Annotated in this window: 13 protein-coding genes and 1 other annotated feature; of the genes, 5 read left to right on the top strand and 8 right to left on the bottom strand. The window is 43.2% G+C overall.

What is annotated here, in order from left to right; translation table 11 throughout:
• Window positions 1–180: 180 nt before the first annotated feature.
• From DFR59_RS08360 to DFR59_RS08350, 3 genes are read right to left on the bottom strand one after another with little or no spacing between them, the layout of a single operon-like run.
• Entirely contained in the window at window positions 181–1,344 is a 1,164-nt protein-coding gene (locus DFR59_RS08360) for an acetoin utilization protein AcuC (RefSeq protein WP_114745275.1), read from the bottom strand.
• A complete protein-coding gene (locus tag DFR59_RS08355; protein WP_114745170.1) occupies window positions 1,341–1,988 on the bottom strand; it encodes an acetoin utilization AcuB family protein in 648 nt (215 codons plus the stop codon). Before DFR59_RS08355 ends, DFR59_RS08360 begins: the two co-directional genes overlap by 4 nt.
• A gap of 25 nt (window positions 1,989–2,013) precedes the next feature.
• Window positions 2,014–2,646 (bottom strand): GNAT family N-acetyltransferase, encoded by a 633-nt coding sequence (locus DFR59_RS08350; RefSeq protein ID WP_114745169.1) that lies wholly within the window; start codon window positions 2,644–2,646, stop codon window positions 2,014–2,016.
• 222 nt (window positions 2,647–2,868) lie between these two features.
• On the opposite strand from DFR59_RS08350, the gene acsA reads away from it, so the two are divergent.
• Complete coding sequence (gene acsA / locus DFR59_RS08345) at window positions 2,869–4,587, top strand: acetate--CoA ligase (protein ID WP_114745168.1); 1,719 nt, start codon at window positions 2,869–2,871, stop codon at window positions 4,585–4,587.
• A 55-nt stretch (window positions 4,588–4,642) separates the two neighbouring features.
• Here acsA and DFR59_RS08340 read toward each other — a convergent pair whose 3' ends face one another.
• Complete coding sequence (locus tag DFR59_RS08340; RefSeq protein WP_114745167.1) at window positions 4,643–7,579, bottom strand: transglycosylase domain-containing protein; 2,937 nt, start codon at window positions 7,577–7,579, stop codon at window positions 4,643–4,645.
• A 138-nt stretch (window positions 7,580–7,717) separates the two neighbouring features.
• Window positions 7,718–7,930 (top strand) — a binding site (T-box leader).
• 239 nt (window positions 7,931–8,169) lie between these two features.
• Here DFR59_RS08340 and tyrS point away from each other — a divergent pair.
• Window positions 8,170–9,432 carry a tyrosine--tRNA ligase gene (gene tyrS / locus DFR59_RS08335; protein ID WP_114745166.1) on the top strand — a complete coding sequence of 421 codons (1,263 nt, stop codon included), beginning with the start codon at window positions 8,170–8,172 and terminating at the stop codon, window positions 9,430–9,432.
• A 44-nt stretch (window positions 9,433–9,476) separates the two neighbouring features.
• On the opposite strand, the gene DFR59_RS08330 is transcribed toward tyrS, so the two are convergent.
• Entirely contained in the window at window positions 9,477–11,198 is a 1,722-nt protein-coding gene (locus DFR59_RS08330; RefSeq protein ID WP_114745165.1) for a pyruvate oxidase, read from the bottom strand.
• A gap of 131 nt (window positions 11,199–11,329) precedes the next feature.
• A complete protein-coding gene (gene rpsD, locus DFR59_RS08325; protein WP_114745164.1) occupies window positions 11,330–11,932 on the bottom strand; it encodes a 30S ribosomal protein S4 in 603 nt (200 codons plus the stop codon).
• A gap of 425 nt (window positions 11,933–12,357) precedes the next feature.
• Here rpsD and DFR59_RS08320 point away from each other — a divergent pair, with 425 nt between their 5' ends.
• Together DFR59_RS08320 and megL are read left to right on the top strand one after the other, a co-directional pair.
• Window positions 12,358–14,253, top strand: a complete 1,896-nt coding sequence (locus tag DFR59_RS08320; protein WP_245948414.1) for a sensor domain-containing diguanylate cyclase — start codon at window positions 12,358–12,360, stop codon at window positions 14,251–14,253.
• A gap of 137 nt (window positions 14,254–14,390) precedes the next feature.
• Window positions 14,391–15,575: a methionine gamma-lyase gene (megL, locus tag DFR59_RS08315; protein ID WP_425454702.1), complete on the top strand. Its 1,185-nt coding sequence runs from the start codon at window positions 14,391–14,393 to the stop codon at window positions 15,573–15,575.
• 44 nt (window positions 15,576–15,619) lie between these two features.
• On the opposite strand, the gene DFR59_RS08310 is transcribed toward megL, so the two are convergent.
• Window positions 15,620–16,099 carry a GAF domain-containing protein gene (locus DFR59_RS08310; RefSeq protein WP_114745162.1) on the bottom strand — a complete coding sequence of 160 codons (480 nt, stop codon included), beginning with the start codon at window positions 16,097–16,099 and terminating at the stop codon, window positions 15,620–15,622.
• Window positions 16,100–16,274: 175 nt separating this feature from the next.
• On the opposite strand from DFR59_RS08310, the gene refZ reads away from it, so the two are divergent.
• A complete protein-coding gene (gene refZ / locus DFR59_RS08305) occupies window positions 16,275–16,910 on the top strand; it encodes a forespore capture DNA-binding protein RefZ (RefSeq protein ID WP_114745161.1) in 636 nt (211 codons plus the stop codon).
• A 192-nt stretch (window positions 16,911–17,102) separates the two neighbouring features.
• Here refZ and hisJ read toward each other — a convergent pair whose 3' ends face one another.
• The gene (gene hisJ, locus DFR59_RS08300) at window positions 17,103–17,891 is read right to left on the bottom strand and encodes a histidinol-phosphatase HisJ (RefSeq protein ID WP_114745160.1); all 789 of its coding nucleotides are present in this window, start codon (window positions 17,889–17,891) and stop codon (window positions 17,103–17,105) included.
• Window positions 17,892–17,959: the final 68 nt, after the last annotated feature.

The raw sequence follows: 17,959 nt of genomic DNA, 5'->3' as shown, positions 1-17,959 counted from the left end.
CGACCAGCATAAGACGGAACTCGAAGGAAATCCTGATTTCCGTAGAGGTACGGCTTATGACTCGAGGGGCTGGGCGGAGGAGCTGGACAAAGAAAAGCGGACCCGCCCTGAAAGAGTCTCTGGGGCTGGACATATAAAAAAGATGGGCTTTCATAACGTTAGAAAGCCCATCTTTTTTATTTACCTCGTTTCCTTTCGGATGGAATAGAGCGCTTTTTCGACAGTCTGGGCATTTTTCTCGTTAATTTCCTGTTTGCGTGGAATGGGCTTGTACATCTCCTGTGGATCCTGCCAGGTTGGAATCAGGGAAACAGGTGATTGCGGCTGCCATTTTTCCAGCCATGATTGGGGAAGCTGCTCTTCCAGTTTATCCATTTGCCCTGTCATTTCCAGCCATATGTATGACCATGCACGTGGAACCACTCTCCAGATGTCATAGCCCCCGCCTCCGACGGCAATCCACTTTCCTCCACAGTAGGCATGGGCCAATTCGTGGGCAATACGTGGGATTTCCCGATAAATATTCATGGTAGAAGATAAATGCGTTAGCGGGTCGAAATAATGGGCATCTGCTCCATTTTGAGTCAGGATGACATCAGGTTTAAAAAACTCAATGATTTCCCTGAATGATGTTTCATATGCCAAAAGCCATGATTCATCTTCTGTAAAGGCATCAAGTGGAATATTGAAGGAGTACCCATAGCCCTTCCCGCTTCCTTTTTCATGAACGTTCCCTGTGCCGGGGAAAAGATATCTTCCCGTTTCATGTATCGAGAGCGTACAAACCTGGTCGTCATCAAAGAAAGACCATTGCACCCCGTCCCCGTGGTGGGCATCAGTATCTACGTAGAGAACACGTGCATTATATTTTTCCCGTAAATACTTGATGGCAATGGAGCAGTCGTTATAAATACAAAATCCAGACGCTTTTCCCCTAAAGCCATGGTGCAGTCCGCCGCCAAGATGAAGGGCATGGTCGCATCTGCCGCTCATAACCGCATCAACAGCTTCCAAGGTGCCGCCTGCCATTAAGGAACTAGCTTCATGCATTTTGGGGAAAATCGGCGTATCCTCGGTCCCCAGACCAAAATCTTCAGCCTTCTCAGCGCCCATCCGACCTTCACCAGCCGCTTTGACTGCTTCTACAAAGGATGGATTGAGGGCAAGGAATAACTCTTCCTCAGATGCCATTCTTGGAGGGATGATATCACTGTCCTGTATTGCATGAAGGTCCTTCAACAAATCCAAAGTCAATGTCAATCTTTGCTGATTAAACGGATGATGCTCTGAGAAACGATAGTTGAGCAAATCATCCGAATAGACGAATAAAGCCTCTTTTTTCATGATGGCATACCCGGCATATTCGGCCAAAGGACCACATGGCCTTCACTTTTTAAAGCATTGATGACATTAACCGGATTCATCGTTCCTACCCTGAATACAAGTATCTTGTGTTCAGAGTTCTCTTTGTCAGGGTACACTAAGACGCTATGTACGTTTGCTTTATGGCTGCTGATGATTCCGGCAACTTCTGAAAGCATTCCTGCTTTATTCGGGACTTTGACTTCTATTTGGGAGCCTGGCTGATTTCCGCCTGTCAGTTCCACAAGGGTATAAAGCAGGTCGGTTTCTGTAATGATTCCTACAAGTTTTTTATCGCGCGTAATCGGCATGCACCCAATATGGTGCTCGTAAAATAGGGAGGCCGCCTCTTCCACAAAGTCCAATGGATGACCCGTAATGATGTCCTTCTGCATGATTCGTTGAAGTGGAGCAGCAAATTCTTCCCGGCTTCCATTTTCCTCGAAAATGGAAGGTGCTGCATCTTTCACATCACGATCTGTCACCAGTCCGACCACTTCATTGTTTTCATTGACGATTGGGATGTGGCGGATTTTTTTTGCTCTCATAAGCTCTATGGCTGATTTTAAAGTGTGTTGTGGCGTCAATGTCTCCACATGTGTCTTCATGATTTGTTCAATAATCATCTAATCAGCTCCTTTACATTGCTGTTTAATACATAAATCGATTCATGAAGCGGAGTTTATCAAACTGTTGAACGGAATCAGCATCAATTCGGGAGCCGATCCTTGCCATCAAGCAGTTGGCTGGGTGTGAACTTATCTCGGGATCATCTGTTGCATACCAGACGAGTCCACCTGCATTCATCATTTTTTCCATGACTTTGCGGTACTCCCAAACATTTAAACCTGTCCCTTTTAAATCCCAATGCCAATAATATTCTGTAGTGATTATGATGTAATCTTCCATTGCCTGATCCATCATGGAAACTTTCAAGAGGTTTTTACCGACTGAACTGCCTCTATACTTAGGGATTACTTCAATTGCCCCCAGTTCAATCAGATTTTCCATCTTTCCATGCGACCACCTTTCAAGAGGGTCGGGGTAAAGATAGGTAACGTAGCCGACAACGGTATTGTGATCTCTTGCCGCTATGATCCTGCCCTCCGGGAGGCCTGCGATTTCGATAAGGGCTTTATGCTGTTGGTGAGGGGGCCTGAAGGATGTCAGATCCTCGTGAAATTCCATCTCCTCCAGCTGTTTGGGAGAAATGGGGCCTTCAATGGTCAAATTCCCTTTTGCTGTCTTTAATTCCATTACATTGTAAGTTTTTTTATGTTCCATGGAGTCACCACCTTCAAGGGTTTTCTCTATCAAACTGATAAAATTCATAACTCTATCATTATACAAATACAAATAACAGTAAAGCGTTTTCATCATAGAGCCTCTATAAATATTTTAACAATTGAAAGGGAGGATGAAAACTTTGAAATGTTAAAAAATTGAGAAAAATTCTTTTTTGTACTATAATATTATTGTAATTTTACATAAAGGGGGATACGGAAAATGAAAGTGGAAGCGCTATCAGCAATACAAGGTGACTTTAATTTAAAGAACTATAATGAAACGTATGATTCCTTTAACTGGAAAGATGTTGAAAACCAGTTTAGCTGGTATGAAACGGGTAAGGTCAATTTGGCATATGAAGCCATCGACCGCCATGCAGAAACTCATCGTAAAAACAAGGTAGCACTTTATTACCGTGATGCATCAAGAAATGAAAAGTATACATTTAAAGATATGAAAGAAGAAACCAATAAGGCGGCAAATGTCTTCCGCTCTTTTGGGGATGTAGAAAAAGGCGACCGCGTATTCATCTTTATGCCAAGGTCTCCTGAGCTTTATTTTGCCGTACTTGGAGCAATCAAATTAGGCGCCATTGTAGGCCCGTTATTTGAAGCATTCATGGAGGGGGCAGTCAAGGACCGCCTCGAGGATAGCGAAGCAAAAGTGCTTGTGACGACTCCGGAATTGCTTGAGCGAGTACCTGTCGATGAACTTCCTGCATTAAAGCATATTTTCCTTGTAGGAAATGATGTGAAAGAAGAAGGAAAATACATCGACTTCCTTAAAAAAATGGAAACAGCAAGCAAGCATGCCGAGATTGAATGGGTCGACCGCACTGATGGATTAATCCTGCATTATACATCAGGTTCGACCGGCAAGCCAAAAGGCGTCCTTCATGTCCATAATGCCATGATCCAGCACTATCAGACTGCCAAGTGGGTCCTTGATTTAAAAGAAGATGATGTCTATTGGTGCACAGCCGATCCCGGCTGGGTCACAGGGACTTCATACGGAATTTTCGGCCCTTGGCTAACAGGGACATCGAACGTCATTGTAGGGGGAAGATTCAGTCCGGAAAATTGGTATCAAACGATCGAAGATTTCGGTGTGACGGTCTGGTACAGCGCTCCGACTGCTTTCCGGATGCTGATGGGGGCAGGGGACGACATTGTGAAGAAATTCAATCTTTCTTCCCTAAGACATATCCTGAGTGTAGGAGAGCCGCTGAATCCTGAAGTGGTTCGCTGGGGAATGAAGGTGTTCAACCTAAGGATTCATGACACATGGTGGATGACGGAAACGGGCGCCCAGTTGATCTGCAACTATCCATGCATGGAAATTAAGCCTGGCTCCATGGGGAAACCGATTCCTGGCGTCAAAGCGGCCATCGTGGATGACCAGGGAAAGGAACTTCCTCCAAACCGCATGGGCAACCTTGCCATTAAAAAAGGCTGGCCGTCCATGATGCACACCATTTGGAAAAATGAGCCTAAGTATCAATCCTATTTCATGCCTGGTGACTGGTATGTATCCGGGGATTCTGCCTACATGGACAAAGACGGCTATTTCTGGTTCCAGGGCAGGGTGGATGATGTCATCATGACTTCCGGGGAGAGAGTCGGGCCGTTTGAAGTGGAGAGCAAATTGGTTGAGCATCCTGCCATTGCGGAAGCGGGTGTCATCGGGAAGCCTGATCCTGTCCGAGGAGAAATCATCAAAGCATTCGTAGCACTTCGAACTGGATATGAAGCCACTGATGAACTGAAAGAAGAAATCCGCCAGTTTGTAAAGAAAGGTCTTGCAGCACACGCGGCTCCGAGAGAAATTGAGTTCCGCGATAAACTGCCTAAGACACGAAGCGGCAAGATTATGCGCAGGGTATTGAAAGCATGGGAATTAGACCTTCCAACAGGCGACTTGTCGACAATGGAAGATTAATAAAATGAAAGAAAGAGAGCCGCTCGATTGAGCGGCTCTCTTTTCTTATAGCTTTTTAAGGAGTAGTAGAATCAGGAGGTGGGGTAGTGCCTGTTTCAGTGTCTGAGCCTCCTGGTTCTGTTCCCCCATCTCCATCAGCTGGTTTATCCGGTTTTTCAGGTTTGTCCGGTTTGCCTGGCTTCTCAGGCTTATCCGGTTTCTCAGGCTTACTTGGGCTTGCTCCCCCGATTGTAACCGTATTTGATTCAATGGATTCATTTCCTGCTATATCAACGGCTGCAACAACATATCGTCCGCTGGATACACTTGTTGAAAGCGATCCGCCGGCATGCACTGATGCTGCTCGCTGCATTGCATTTCCGCCTGTGATTCTGTAGACGCGGTATCCAATGACATCCTTGCTGGAAGAAGGAGACCAAGCCACTGTGGATCCGGACGCTGATGCGCTGACAGGTGAAGGAATAGCTCCATCGTCTTCCATTTTGTCATCCGCAACCAAAATCTTATTCCAGCTGCTGTTATTCGGAATAAGCTGGCGGGCATCAGGACTGACCATTTTCCCCCCGGTTATTTCTTTTACGAAATCAGGATTCAATATCAGGCCGGAGCTTGAGAACTCGGATGGCGTCGTTGGAAGGGCAAGATATTTCTTTCCGCCTGCCTGAACATACTTTCCATCCACTAGGCTGTCGTCTTTTTCATTAGGGACATATTTCGCATTGAATATATCCGTTTCAACAAGTCCTGCTTTGCTGCACGCTTCTGAAGGCAGCATGCCGGAAACTGCGCAGTAGGATCTGCTGACGATTCCACCAGGCATTTTAAAGCGTTCTTTTGGAGCAATTTCCTCTGGTGCTGCCTCGTAGGCGGAATTCATCAATGCTTCCCAAATGCCAAGGTTTCTTAGACTGTAAGTAGGACCGCCAATTCCGTTTAATGCTTTTTTCAAATCTCTCGGTGTATCATAGCCTGTCCATGTGCCGAATGTCACCTTTGGATTCGTTGCAATGAACCAGGAATCTTTTTGATCCTGGGAAGTACCGGTTTTCCCTGCCCAATCAGTGGAGAACTTCAATCGGTATGGAACGGAAGCAGCTGTTCCATACTTCAATACGTCTCTCATCATATCGATCATGAGATAAGAAGTCTGCGGACTGAATACGTCCACTGGAGTGCTTTCATGCTGATAGACGGTATTTCCATCTTTATCAGTAATTTTATCAATCAGATAGGCATCCACAAATTGACCGCCATTGGCAAATGTTGCGAACGCATTGACGTTTTCTTCAACTGTCACCCCGTTGGTGAGCCCTCCGAGTGCAAGGGAAGGGATATAGTAGTCCGTTTTCGTCAACGAGCTGAAGCCCATTTTATCCAAGAAGTGTGCCGGCTGCTGATCCAAGATGCTTTCGTAAGTCTTAACGGCAGGGACGTTCAGTGATTTAGCCAGTGCGTATCGGGCTGACACGAGGCCGCTGAATTTCGATGCATTATAGTTGTGCGGCCATGCATTGCCTGGGTCCTGCGGATTCAAGTACATTTCAACATCCGGGATGATGGCGCCTGGAGCTGATTTTCCAAGTTCCATGGCTGGTCCGTATACTGCCAGTGGTTTAATGGTGGAACCAGTGGATCTCCGGGATTGTGTTGCATGGTTCACTTGTTCGATATTGAAATCCCTGCCCCCGACAAAGCTCAGGATTTTACCTGTTTCATTTTCAATCAATATTGCCCCGACCTGAACAGGTGCAGGCTTTTTAATATTCTCCCCGGTATCTGGATCTTTTACGGTATCCTTCAATGTAGGGCCATAGCTATCATATTGATCTTTGGCCTTCTGCATCTTGTCATATATATCCTTGTTGATGGTTGTATGAATCTGATAGCCGTTTTGGCGAAGGTTTCGGCCGGCTAATGTTTTATATTTGCCTTTTAATTCTTTATCTTTTTTCAAGTCTTCTTCTGTATACCCGTCTTTTTTAGCGAGGATGCCCGCCATGACATCAGATGCCCTGTCTTCTATTTCAAAAGTCAAATATGGGTATTTTTCCAAAACACTTGGTTTTGAAGGGATGAAATCTTTCACAATATCATAGTTTGATGCCGACTGATATTCTTTGTCGGAAATAAAACCGTTGTCATGCATCCGCTGAAGGACGATCTTCATTCGATCCAATCCAGGCTGAAGCCCCTCTTTATCTTTAAGTTTTCCTTGATTGGTAAAAGGGGTATAGCCGAATGGGCTTTGCGGAAGCCCAGCAATGAACGCGGATTGAGGAAGATTTAAATCTTTTGCTTCCACCCCAAAAAGGCCCTTTGCTGCTGATTGTACACCTGCAATGTTTCTTCCGGAAGAATTCCTCCCGAAAGTGGAAACATTCAAGTAAGCTTCCAATATTTCATCTTTTTTAAAGAATTTCTCCAAACGAAGTGCGAGGAGGATTTCTTTTGCTTTCCGTTCGAATGATACTTCATTCGTGAGGATCTGATTTTTAATCAATTGCTGTGTAAGTGTACTTCCGCCTGTCTGGACAGAAGAGTTCGTAAACTCCTGGAACAATGCCCGGAAAATGGACTTCGGCACAACTCCGTGATGTTCATAAAAATACTGATCCTCGGTAGCCACGATGGCATCTTTCAAATAAGGCGAAACATCTTTGATGGACACTTCTTCACGTTCCAGATCAGATCGAAGTTTGCCTAGATATACATCATTTGCGAAATAAAGATTGGAAGTTTCTTCATAGTTGTATATGTTCTTTTTCATTTCGGCATAAGATCGGATGGGCTCCTTATGGACAAGTGAGGCAAAATAGCCTGCACCGACTCCGCCTGCAAAAGAAAAGCCCATGACTAATACAACCAAAAATATCAAAAGGAGGTTCCAGAGGACCCCGTATGTAATTCTGGCGCTTTTTTGAATTTTTTTATTTTGTGCTTTATGATAGTATGTACTGAGCTTTTCGGATAATCGTTTCCATTTTTCCTTCATATCATCAGTCCCCCTAAAATCAAATTAATTATAGCATATAATGCAGGTGCGAGTTGACAAGGTTCTCCATATTTCTTCAATTCATTTGACAAATTTTTTTTGTTGTGATAAAAAAATGCTATCGAACAAAAAATTCAATATGAGGCAACGATGAGTTTAAGTAGTCAGCTATCCCTGTTTTGAAGAGAGTCGGTGGGTGGTGCAAACCGATGCAAATAGACTGATGAATTACGGCTTTGAGCTTTTGCTGTGAATATGGAAGTAGCAGCGAACGGGAATCCCGTTATCAAGTAGAGTGGAGAATAGTATATTCTCAAGTTGGGTGGTACCGCGCATCAAAGCGTCCCTGCAGATGGGGAGGCTTTTTTTGTTGTCTAGGAAATTATAAAATATTACCTTGTGGATAGTTCATACAAGGTAGTCGACGTCCAGCTCCAGCGCCTAGCCCCTCGAGTCATAAGCCGCACCTCTACGGAAATCAGGATTTCCTTCGAGTTCCGTCTTATGCTGGTCGGGGCTGATCGAGGCGCTTGCGCTTTTGTTCTTTGCCTAAAAAGGCATTCGACCAGCAATTAAAGGAGGAAATAAAAGTGGAATTATTAAATGATTTGAAGTGGCGGGGGATCATCTACCAGCAGACAGATGAAAAAGGTCTGGAAGAACTATTGGAAACAGAAAAAATCTCCATTTATTGTGGGGTCGATCCGACAGCAGACAGCATGCATATTGGACATCTTCTTCCTTTCCTGACATTGAGAAGGTTCCAAGAGCATGGGCATCGTCCGATCGTACTGGTTGGAGGCGCAACAGGACTAATCGGTGATCCAAGCGGCAAGAGTGAAGAAAGACAACTTCAAACCCTGGAAACGGTCCAGCATAACGCTGACTGCCTAAAAGGGCAGCTTGAAAGCATCTTTGATTTCAGCGGCGACAATGGAGCGCAGATGACGAACAACTATGATTGGATCGGCGCGATCGACATGGTGACATTCTTGAGGGACTTCGGAAAGCACATCGGGATCAACTACATGCTCGCGAAGGATACCATTGCATCACGCTTAGAAACGGGGATTTCTTTTACAGAGTTCACATACACGATTTTACAGGCAATGGACTTCAACCATCTTTACGCTAATTATAATTGCCGCCTTCAAATCGGCGGAAGCGATCAATGGGGCAATATTACGACAGGTCTTGAATTGATCCGCAAGATGCAGGGAAGTGAAGCAAAAGCATTCGGTCTGACAATTCCGTTAGTGACGAAAGCGGACGGAACGAAATTCGGAAAAACAGAAGGCGGCGCAATTTGGCTGGATCCTGAAAAAACGTCTCCATATGAATTCTATCAATTCTGGATCAATACAGCAGATGCGGATGTAGTGAAATATCTCAAATATTTCACATTCCTCTCGCATGAAGAGATTGATGCATTAGAAAAAGCAGTGGAAGAAGAAGCGCATTTGAGAATGGCGCAAAAAACACTTGCCGAAGAAATGACTCGGTTGATTCATGGAGAAGGAGCACTAGAGCAGGCTATTAAAATTACTGAAGCTTTATTCAGCGGTGATATCAAGAAATTGAGCTCAGCTGAAATCAAGCAGGGATTCAAAGATGTACCGACCTATGAACAAAAAAGGGATGAAGAAGCAGTACTGGTCGATGTATTGGTCAATGCAAAGATTTCTCCGTCCAAGCGCCAGGCAAGGGAAGATATCCAAAACGGCGCAGTCTACATCAACGGCGAAAGAAATACGGACACGGCCCACATATTGTCACAAGAAGACAAAATGGGCGGCGAATTCACCATCATCCGCAGAGGGAAAAAGAAGTACTACATGATTAAATATATTTAAACCAAAAAGCCAGCTTCCTAATTGGATGCTGGCTTTTTGCTGTATCAAAACAGGCGCTTCAATGCTTTTTTGAACGGAGGCATATCCACATGCCCTTTTTCAAAAAATTCCTGAATTAAGTATTCTGTATAATGTACTGCTTGATCATATGTTATTTTTCCCGGAAGCGGAGGCTGCAGTTCAATCATGACATCAAGAATCACAGGCTTCTTAGATAATGCCGCCTTTTTCATGGCTGATTCCAGTTCATCGGGATTTTGGACACGATAACCTTCCCCGCCGCATGCTTGAGCGAATTGGGCAAAATCGATATCCGCCAAATCAGTTTCGTAGTTTAAATGACCAATCTCCTGCTGCTCATATTGAATCATACCAATTTTACTGTTGTTAAGGATGACAACCATTATCGGAAGGTTATACTTAACAGCTGTAACAAAATCATGCATGACCATAGTGAATCCGCCATCTCCGCATACTGCGACGACCTGTTTGTCAGGATAGGCAATCTTCCCGGCAATCGCCCCCGGCAGGCCGCAGCCCATCGTTGCTAAGTATCCTGATACAATCATTTTTTGATTTGTGAGGTTTAAATAGCGGGAAGTCCATACCGTAACATTTCCTACATCCACTGAAAGGATTGCATCATCCGCCAATACCTTTTGCAGCTCCCGCATGACTTGGGCACCGCGAAGACGCTCTGTTTTATCCTCTTTTTCTTCGACCAGATCTTTTCTCCATGAAGCCATCTGCTCCTGTGCCTTTTCTAGATAGGCGGTATCCGGCGTATAGTCATTTTTCGCACTTAACCATGAAAGAACGGCTTTGGAATCTCCGACTAGTCCTTGTGTAATAGGGTAGCGCTTTCCGATTTTTCTTGGATCGACATCGATTTGAATAGCTTCTACTTCCTTCGGCAGGAATTTGCGATATGGAAAGGAAGTTCCGATCATTATGAGAAGGTCTGTATCTTTCATTGCATGGTAGGCAGGCCGCGTTCCGATTTGGCCGAGATGCCCAAGACAATACGGATGTTCATCAGGTATGACTCCTTTTCCTAACAGGCTGACAATGATAGGAGAGCCGATTTTTTCTGCAAAAGAGAGAAGCTCATCGCGGGCGTGCTTTGTGCCCCTGCCTGCCAGGATGATCGGTTTTTTTGCTTTTTTAATGAGTCCATGTGCTTTTTCAAGCTGCTGGATGGAAGGGAAAACATCTTGTTCGACTTTTACAGAAGAAGTAAGCGGTTCTTTTGTTTTATAGGCTTGAGCTGATAAGTCGTCTGGAATGATCAATACACTCACGCCATTTTCTGTATAGGCCGAACGGATCGCCTGGTTCAATAAATCAGGAAGCTGGTGTTCAGATTGGACCCGCTTGCTGAAAACCGCAACATCTGAAAATAGCCTTTCCAGATGTAGTTCCTGAAAGGAGTCGGTTCCAACTTCATCACTTGTAACCTGTCCTACAAGCGCAAGAACGGGTGCCCCATCTTCTTTAGCATCATAAAGACCATTCAATAAGTGGACAGCACCTGGGCCGGCAATGGAAAGGCATACACCAAGTTTCCCTGTAAGTTTTCCATATGACGCAGCGGCCAGCGCAGCTGTCTCTTCATGCCGTACTTGAATAAATTGAATTTCTTCCTTTTTCTTTCGCAGATCGTCCATTAATTCGTTAATTGAATCTCCGGGTAGTCCATAAATATGGTCTATGCCCCAATCGATCATAATGTCGGTCAATACTTCACCTGTCCGTTTTTCGAACACAATAATCACCTCCTTACTAACATAACCGTTTTCAGGACGATAAAAACTTCGTTCACACTTTCTGATGCGGAAAAATATTATAGACAGCAAAAAAGCCTGTCAAAGTTGACAGGCTTTTAGGATCAAATCGATTAACGAGAGTAGAACTCAACGATTAATGCTTCATTGATTTCAGCAGGAAGTTCAGAACGTTCAGGCATACGAGTGAAAGTTCCTTCTAACTTATCTGCATCAAAAGTTAAGAAATCAGGTACGAAGTTGTTAACTTCAACTGCTTCTTTAACGATTGAAAGGCTGCGGGATTTTTCACGCAAGCTGATTGCTTGGCCAGGTTGTACACGGAATGAAGGGATATCAACACGTTTTCCGTCAACAAGGATGTGACCGTGGTTTACAAGCTGACGAGCTTGGCGGCGAGTGCGCGCTAAACCTAAACGGTATACAACGTTGTCAAGACGAGCTTCAAGAAGGATCATGAAGTTTTCACCGTGTTTACCTTGCAATTTACCAGCGTTATCAAAAAGATTACGGAATTGACGCTCAGTCACACCATACATGTGACGAAGTTTTTGCTTCTCTTGAAGCTGCAATCCGTATTCAGAGATTTTTTTACGTTGGTTAGGACCATGTTGTCCTGGAGCGTAAGGACGCTTTTCTAATTCTTTTCCAGTTCCGCTTAGAGAGATTCCAAGACGACGGGAAAGTTTCCAGCTTGGACCAGTATATCGAGCCATTTAAGACTCCTCCTTTTTGTTTTTATTTTGTTGTAAAATAAAAACAGGTACAATCAACAATCATGCTCATTTTATTTTCATGCATCATCGCCCTAGCAGCAGCGGGTTACGCGATGCACCTCCTGTGGAGGAATAAAATGAAACAAAAAGGTGTGTACTGAAGCTGCATTATTTTACACAAAGACCATTATATTATTTCTATTAACGGGAGTCAATAGAGTATAGAAAATTAGTTTGTGTCTCCCTTTATTATTTATAGGAAAAAAGTCTATGTTATGGTATACTTTTCATATTAATTAAAATATCTTGATTTTGAAATAAAATATTAAATTATTCCTTTTAAACGATGATAAATCCCTTGGATAATGGCTGTTTTTGAACGTGAAGCGTGAAAGATTTGAAGGACAAAGTGAGGATAATTGATAATGGCTAATGATTTTAATGATCATGAACAAACCTTGCATTATAAATCGCTACTCTATGAATTATTGGAAAAGGTCAATGAAAATAATAGCTTCGGCAGCATACTTAAGGAATGGTTTGAACTTTTTTGCCAAATGAACGGTGTTTTGCACGCTTCAATCTATATGAAAGACCATTCAGAGGAAATCCGCTGCAGATTGACAGAATCCATCGGAGCACCTCCGTCTTTGCCTTCCTTTATTTCTATCGGCCATTCCAATCATATCTTGCCTGAAATACTAGATGTCGATATGCAGCTGCACATCAAAGAGAGTCCACTTTCAATCTATAACGCTGCTGTCAGATTCCAAATGGACAATAATTTCAGCCTCATCATGTTTTTTGAAAAACCGAAAGGCACTGGATCAGAGCTGGAAAAATCCATCAAGGGTTCAAAAATGGAAAGTGAGCGGTTTTTGAACCGCCTCCATAAGCTTTTTGATAACATTCGGAAAGAACAGCAGTACAAGGAGCTTTTCCGGATAACTGAAAAGTTCCATTCCAGTATGAATATCGATAATGTCTTAGCCGAAATCATCACCACCCTGAGGAGGGTATATCCATCCTATACTTATTATTTAATGCTCTCAAACGATGATGAGCGTAATATAGACCTGCCGATCAAGGATCTTGAATTTGATTCCGAGAATACGGTAGCCATGCAGGCTTACGTGAATGGGACTATTCAAATAGAAGATTCCTTCACAGAGAAAAATACGATTCTTTATGCACCTTTAAGAGGGAAACAAGGGGTTTATGGGGTTCTTCAGGCTCTTGCCCCTGCATCTGTCATTTTTCCTGGTGATGAAGTGGAATTTATCAGCCTCCTCGCCAATACCGCAGGAAGCGCATTGGAAAATGCAAAGCTTTATCAGCAATCCAGAAGGCTGATTTCAGATTTGCAGCTTATCAATGAAACATCTCACCGCCTGAATTCCAACTTAAGGCTGTCAGATACAATCCAATATCTGAAAAATCAGATTGAACGCTATTTCCATGCCACGGAAGTTGGGTTTATCATGTTGAATAAGGAGCATGGGGAAGGCAAAGTGCTGCCGGGGAGCAGCCTTTATTTTCAGAAAGAAAGCGGGAAAAAATATATTCAATTCGTCAAAGAAAAAATTAAAAAAGAGCGTGATTCCCTTTTCATTGGCGATTTGAATAATAATTGCTGCGAAGCGTTCTCCTACGAATATTGTTCTCTGATGGCGATCCCGATGGTCCATAGCAATTCAATGAAAGGCTTCTGCATTGTTCTTCAAGAAAAGCCATATGCCTTTACGTTTGAAATGTATAAGCTGCTTCAGTCGCTCATACATCATTCCACATTGGCGTTGTCAAACTCAATGCTCCGGGAAGAGCTTGAAAAAATGGTCATTACAGATTATTTGACGAAGTTATATGCACGAAATTATTTGGATGATGCCATTGCCAACTCAATGGTGGAGGAGAAGGAAGGGACCTTTATCCTCGTCGATATAGATAATTTTAAAAGGATCAATGATACGTACGGCCATCAGGCAGGTGACAATGTCATTATCCAAGTTGCAAACCTTATCCAAAAAAATATCCGGTCGACCGATATCGGTGCACGCTGGGGAGGGGAAGAGCTGGCAATCTATCTCCCGGGGGCGCCGCTTCGGGTAGGATTCAGTGTGGCGGACAGACTTGTAAAAACAGTGCAGGAACAGACTACTCCTTCTGTAACGGTTTCTTGCGGTGTTTCTTATTGGAACATCAGAAAGACCGAAGAAGTGGAGATGCTCTTCAGAAGAGCAGACAGAGCGCTATATTTTGCGAAAAATAATGGGAAGAACAAGGCTGTCGTCCATGAACAGGATTTAAAAATGATGGTTTAAGAGAACAAGCTCCGTGGAGGGCTTGTTTTTTTATATTCATCTAATTACTTTCCAAATTCCGTGTGATGTCATATCCTATATAAGAAGGGGTATTAGATAAACAAAACTTTGTAAGCGCTTTCTATAGGAGGATGGAGATGAAAAAAGAAACACGGTTTGAAACAGAAGTCATTCATAGCGGTTATGATTCCAGAGAGTATAAAGGGAGTCTGGCACCTCCGATTTTTCAAACCTCTACTTATGTTTTTGAGAATGCCAGACAGGGAGAAAGAAGATTCTGCGGAGAAGAAGAAGGATATATTTATACCCGTCTCGGCAATCCAACAGTGAAGATGCTTGAGGATCGGGTGGCGGTAATGGAAAAAGCCGAAGCCGCGCTTGCCTTTTCATCTGGCATGGCAGCAGTATCAGCCACCTTGATCGCCCTGACGAAGACAGGTGACCATATCCTTTGTTCACAGGGTGTCTATGGATGTACATTTGGCCTATTGGAAATGATGGAAGCCAAATTCAATATCACGCATCAATTCTTGGAAATGTCATCGAGGGAGCAGGTTGAACAAGCAATCAGGCCTGAAACAGCCTGTATCTATATTGAAACTCCAATAAATCCAACCATGCAGCTGATCGATTTAGAAATGGTCGCTTCCGTTGCAAGAGAAAAGAGGATTCCAGTGGTCGTCGATAATACTTTCTGTTCCCCATATCTTCAAAAACCGCTGGAGCTTGGGTGCGATATTGTCATCCATAGTGCAACGAAATACTTATGCGGCCATGGGGATGTCATTGCGGGACTAGTGGCTGGAAAGAGCGAGTGGATCAAGGAAGTGTCTATGACCACTCAAAAAGATATCGGCGGGGTGCTTTCCCCATTTGACGCCTGGCTTTTGCTCCGTGGAATAAAGACATTGCCTGTCCGCCTTGACCGCCATTGCCAAAGTGCAGAAATCATCGCTGAAAAATTATGCGCTCATCCATTTGTGGATGAGGTATATTATCCCGGTCTAAAAACCCACCAGGGCTATGAAATCATGAAGAAACAGATGAAAAAAGGCGGCGGCCTCATTTCATTTACGATAAAAGGGACAAAAGAAGAAGCACAGGATTTCCTTGACCGGCTCAATCTGATTAAAATCGCCGTGAGTCTTGGGGATGCTGAGACACTTATTCAGCACCCTGCTACCATGACGCATGCAGTCGTCCCGAAAGAAGCAAGGGAAGAAATGGGCATTTCCGATCAACTGATCAGACTTTCCGTAGGACTGGAAGCGTGGGAAGATATCTGGAGCGACCTGGAAGAAGCATTGAATGGATTGAAATAAAAAAATGAGGCCATCGGTATCCGTTGGCCTCATTTTTTTATTTATTATATTTGGTTGACTAAGATCGCAGTGAATTCTTCCAGGTGTTTTTTATCGACCTCATCAAACCGATTCGTCTCAGGACTATCAATATCAAGAACCCCAATCAACTGACCATCCTTAATCATCGGAACCACAATCTCAGACCTGCTTGCTGCATCACAGGCAATGTGCCCAGGAAAAGCATGAACATCCTCCACAAGGACCGTTTTCTTATCGGATGCGGCAGTCCCGCATACACCTCTGCCCAATGGAATCCTCACACATGCCGGAAGTCCCTGGAATGGTCCAAGTACAAGCTCATTCTCTTCTAACAAGTAAAACCCTACCCAATTCACCCGGTCAAGGAATTGATTCAAAAGGGAGCTTGCGTTGCTCAAATTGGCAATTCTATTTGGTTCATCCTCAATTAATGCTTTTAATTGTTTTTTTACCAATTCATATTGGTCATCTCTTGTGCCTTTGTACGTTTCGACGTTAAACACGTAAATCCCTCATTTCTCAGCAGATTCTGCAGTATGGCAACAGATATTGTCGATATATTTTAACAGGATTTAGCCTTGCAGCCTAGAAGTTTTTAATACGACGGAAACATCCGCGTCTAAACGCCAAATTTCCCTCAAGGCTTGGCCTAAAATGAATACAAGGGGGACTCATAATATGAGACAGGCTACATCGACTAAAGAAACCATATTGGAATCTGCAATTTATTTGTTTAATACAAAAGGGTTTGATGGTGTATCCATAAGGGATATCGCCCAAAAAGCCCGGATCAATCCTGCAAATATTGCCTATTATTTTAATAATAAACAAGGTCTATTGGAGGCATGCCTCGTTGCCTTTTTCGAACCTTACTTATCATTTTTAGAAATGGAAGTTCGAAATCTGGATCACTCTGCCCCGGATCTTTGTTTGAAAAAAGCTGTGAAAAATATTTTACAGTTTCAGAGTGAACATCACTTGCTCACGCGTTTTGTATGGCGTGAGATTTCTCTCGATTCCCAAGTCGTTAGAGAAATCATTTCTTCCTATTTAATGAAAGAACGCTTCCTTTTCAAGGAAATTATTGATCAACTCGTAAATAGTGAGAAATACTCTCCTTCTTCTAAAAGTTTCTTGATTATACAGCTTAAAGGGATGCTTGCAATGCCTTATCTAAACAGCCAATACTTGCGGGAAGTGTGGAATCTTTATCCGCAGGAAGCTTATTTTGCCACGAGATACTTTCAAGTCATCGAACAGTGGATCAAAGATACGATGACAGAATCAATTAATGCAAAAAAGATTCTATGCTGAAGGCTCTTTTCTCAAAGGTTGTTGCTTTAAGCATTGAATCAGAATAATTTATGCAACCCATGCAGAAAATTCAACTTGAAAAGAGCCTGGATACTTCATTTCAACGTGCATAATAGGTATTTTTACGTTAAAATCGGCATTAAGATTTTAACAACAAAGTTTACGAAAACAGCCATGCAGAAAAAGCACCTATCAAAATAGGTCTTTTCTTCCTTGATCCAAGTCTGAAGCTTGATGTGCATCTGAACCATAAACAAGAGGGATTCCCATTGAGTCCGCTTCTTCTGCTATCCACCTTGGTGGGTAGCTTTCTTTGCAGAAGGGCTTGAACAAGCCTGCTCCGTTGTAATCCATTTCATACCCTCCAGCCTTCATTTCATGAAGGATCTTTTGAATGATCCGATAATCATAGTCCTCTAAAGGAAACTTCTTTTGGAACTTCTTTACGAGAGTGATATGTCCGATCCTTTTAGGCTTAAATGGACCGAGGTCAGCGACAATCGATTTCAGCACCGTTTGAAAGTAATGATCGTATAGTGCAGGAAGCCCGCCATAGTTGCCGATCATTTCTTCAAAAACCTCAGGACTGTAATCCAAACAAAACCACTCATCATTTTTTTTTAGAAAATGGACAGAAAGAATCGAATCTTCCAAGTGAGGGCCATACTGATTTAGAAAGTCAATCGTTTGGTTTTCATATCCCTCTATATAATCCACTTCCAATCCTGTATTTATCTTTAAATCCGAAGAGTACTGATTTTTTAGCTTTTCAATGTCTTGAATATATTGTTCAAGTCCGGCGTGATTCATCCCGCTGTCTTCTGCAGGAGCAGGATCCTTGAAATTTGAGGGCAGTGGCGCATGCTCCGTAAACGTGATTTCCTTATAGCCCAAGGAAATGGCTCTTTCAATATATTGCTGGAAATGATCCTGTGATCCATGTGGACAATAAGGAGTGTGAATATGTCCGTCTCTTAGCAAAGGACCCCTCCTCCTTCTTCATAATTGAACAACTCTGATATAATACTAAAATAGGCGAAAACTGAAAG

It is taken from the genome of Falsibacillus pallidus (assembly GCF_003350505.1).
In the GTDB taxonomy this organism is placed as follows: Bacteria; Bacillota; Bacilli; order Bacillales; family DSM-25281; genus Falsibacillus; species Falsibacillus pallidus.
The sequence above is the reverse complement of the archived record's forward strand: the minus strand, read 5'-3'. Positions and strand labels throughout refer to the sequence as shown.

Coding starts and splice junctions, on each gene's coding strand:
- DFR59_RS08360 (WP_114745275.1), bottom strand. CDS start 1,344: ATGAAAAAAGAGGCTTTATTCGTCTATTCGGATGATTTGCTCAACTAT.
- DFR59_RS08355 (WP_114745170.1), bottom strand. CDS start 1,988: ATGATTATTGAACAAATCATGAAGACACATGTGGAGACATTGACGCCA.
- DFR59_RS08350 (WP_114745169.1), bottom strand. CDS start 2,646: ATGGAACATAAAAAAACTTACAATGTAATGGAATTAAAGACAGCAAAA.
- acsA (WP_114745168.1), top strand. CDS start 2,869: ATGAAAGTGGAAGCGCTATCAGCAATACAAGGTGACTTTAATTTAAAG.
- DFR59_RS08340 (WP_114745167.1), bottom strand. CDS start 7,579: ATGAAGGAAAAATGGAAACGATTATCCGAAAAGCTCAGTACATACTAT.
- rpsD (WP_114745164.1), bottom strand. CDS start 11,932: ATGGCTCGATATACTGGTCCAAGCTGGAAACTTTCCCGTCGTCTTGGA.
- DFR59_RS08320 (WP_245948414.1), top strand. CDS start 12,358: ATGGCTAATGATTTTAATGATCATGAACAAACCTTGCATTATAAATCG.
- megL (WP_425454702.1), top strand. CDS start 14,391: ATGAAAAAAGAAACACGGTTTGAAACAGAAGTCATTCATAGCGGTTAT.
- refZ (WP_114745161.1), top strand. CDS start 16,275: ATGAGACAGGCTACATCGACTAAAGAAACCATATTGGAATCTGCAATT.